The sequence below is a fragment of the Polynucleobacter sp. 15G-AUS-farblos genome (assembly GCF_018882445.1).
GTDB lineage: Bacteria > Pseudomonadota > Gammaproteobacteria > Burkholderiales > Burkholderiaceae > Polynucleobacter.
Genome location: NZ_JACVOM010000009.1, coordinates 1 through 2,955, shown reverse-complemented (window position 1 = coordinate 2,955; position 2,955 = coordinate 1). Strand labels below are relative to the sequence as shown.

General features: G+C 47.1%; 1 protein-coding gene. It reads right to left on the bottom strand.

The features are described 5' to 3' along the window. Positions 1 to 2,955, bottom strand: a 2,955-nt coding sequence (locus ICN41_RS11160) for an amino acid adenylation domain-containing protein (RefSeq protein WP_216293003.1), incomplete at both ends; no start/stop codon positions are given.

The following is a 2,955-nucleotide window of genomic DNA, read 5'->3' as shown; positions in this document are numbered from 1 at the left end:
AGCGTTCAGCGCTTAAACCAGGACGTCCTAAGTAACCCCTTGCTAAACCCATCCCCGCAATATAAAGCTCACCCACCACGCCAGTAGGCACCGGCTCTAAGTTGGCATCTAGAACATAGAGTTGGGTATTGACATTTGCATCACCAATAGTGACTAAATCCTCAAGGCCTCCATCGTGCAGAGCACTTAAAGGCAAACTCATGGATGCACATACCGTTACTTCTGTAGGTCCGTATGCATTGATGACGCTATGTTGGTCTGCAAACGTTGCCACCAGCGAAGGAGGACAAGCTTCGCCAGCCAGCACTAAAGTTTTTAACCCTCCTAATGCATCAGCATCAAGCGTGTTAATTAATGCAGGCGGTAATGTAGCATGTGTAATACCAAACTCATTGAGGCAGTTGCTAATATTGGCTGATGTATCTGTACGCAATCTATTCGGAGCTAATACTAATGCTGCTCCTGCTCCAAAGGCATTCCACATTTCCCATACGCTAGCATCAAAAGCTTGAGATGCGAATTGCAATACATGATCGTTTGCTTGTAGATGAAAACCTTCTCGCTGAATTTCTACAAGATTTAATGTATTGCTATGCGTAACGCCTACCCCCTTAGGCTTACCAGTACTTCCAGAGGTATAGATCAGGTAGGCTAGGTTCAGTGGTAATAAGGGTGCAATTCTTTCTGCATCAGTAATCGTTTGATCAGATAGGGTGGATAGTCTTAATTCTAATAAAGGATCTTCAGTATCAATGAGTGCAGGTAATTGAATTTTCGTTTTTTGTTCAAGTACTTCATACCGAGAGATATCACTAATTAAGGCTAGAGCACCGCTATCGGCTAACATGAACTCTAGGCGCTCACTTGGATACTCTGGATCTAAAGGCAGGTAAGCTGCTCCGGCTTTTAAGATCCCTAGCATGGCCACAATCATCTGGGGTGAGCGCTCTAACAAAATGGCCACAATCTGATCAGGACCAATTTGCCTACTAATGAGATAACGGGCTAACTGATTGGCTTGCTCATCTAACTGAGCATAGGTGAGCTGCTCAATACTGCCACTAGCACTCTCATAGACTAGCGCAGTAGCACTAGGACTCTTAGCCACTTGGGCAGCAAATAAGCTGGGTAGGTTAAAAAGCGCAGGTGCTTGTAAATCCAGATCAACTACTGGACCAGCAGAACTGGCAATGAGCGCAGTACGTTCAGAAAGGGTGGTTAGTGGAATGGCTGCTAAAGGCGTCTTTGCTATTACTGGTAAGGCTTCGATTAATTGGCTTAAGCGTGCGAGTAAGTCAGCAGCTTGGGCATCATCAAGGCGAGCGCGATCATAGCTAAGCCAGAGGTTAAATCCCTCTGGAAGCGGAGCTGCGGTTAATAGGATCCGGTTATTGTGTTCTCCATCAGCACCACTAATGTCTAATAATTCTAGATCACCAAAAGTTTGAACATTACGATCAAATGGATAGTTTTGGAAAACAAAAATCGCCTCAAACAAAGGTTCACCAGCAAAGCCTGCAAGCTTTTGGATGAGCGCTAAACCCACATGACCATGAGCATCTTGTTCTGCTTGGGCCGCTTGTTGATCGAGTAACCACTGCACTAAGGGGCTTGACTCTTCTAAACGTAAGTACAGTGGTAAGGTATTAATAAATAGACCTAAGCCTTGATCAATCCCTGGCAATAAACTAGAGCGACCATTACGTACACTGCCAATCACAATCTCTTCTAAGCGACTCATGCGTGCTAAGAGTAGGGCGTATAAGCCTTGTAAGATCGAGGCTTGGGTTAAGCCTTGTTGACGCGCAAATTGTTCTAATTGCTGGGTAGTGTGAGTACTCAAACTCACCCGTAGCTCACCCATACCACTGCCTACTACTGCTGGCTTTGCCAACTCTAAGCGACTAGGCGCAGTGAGTTCTTGTAAGTGGGTTTGCCAATACTGCTGCGCTGCTGCGCGATCTTGTTTAGCAAGCCACAATAAATGCTCGCGCCAGGCAAAGGCTGGGGCTAGTCCGGCAGGCGTACCTGTACGCTGGGCTTGGTAGAGACGAGTGAGGTCAGCCAACATAATTGGCAATGACCATCCATCCAGAATGACCTGTTGATTACTAATCAGAAGCGCATACTCTTGCTCGCCTAAGGCGGCTAAGCGTGCTCGGATCAGCGGACCTTGCTCTAAATTAAAAGGCTGGGCTAGATCATCTGCTTTTAGCTGCGCTAAGCGCTGTGCTTTAGTACCAGTTAGCTCAATGATCGTGCCATCGACTGCTGCCTTGCCACTACGAATAACACCCATACCAGCAGCAATACTCGCTGGCGCTAGGACTAAACGCAAGACTGCATGACGGGCAATAAGCTGGGCCCAAGCACGTTCCATTGCGGGTAGGTCAAGTTGACCTTTAAGAACAATTAAATATTGAGCGTGATAAACCTCTTTATTATCTGCATCAGAGGTGCTCTCAAAAGCCATGCCTTGTTGGACTGGCGTTAGCGGCACTACATCTTCTAAGTCAGGATACAGTTGCACTAACTCATCAAGTTGAGTAGGGCTCAGGGTGGCGCTAGCAGCTTCTGGATAGAGCGCTGCTTCATGGGCTGCGACTAAAGCAAAATCACCTGGCGTATAGCGATTGGCCAAAGGATCTTCTAGGCAGTGCTCAGTCAATTCGATTAATTGCTTGATCCAACACGCTTTGAGCGCAGCGATCGATGCTTCACTGTGGATTGCTGGGCAATAGCCAATCCCAAACTCTAAAGCGCCTTGCGCATTAATGGCTGCATTAATATCAATCAGATGTAGTCGTGGACGCTGGGGGTCATCTGCAGCACCCATCAGACCGCCTTCGGTCATCTGCCACTGGGCACTATTCGCAGCTTTGGCATTGCTTTGTTCAAAGCGACCTAAATAGTTAAAGATCACGGCAGGCTCTGCAAACTGAGCCTGAGCGAGAG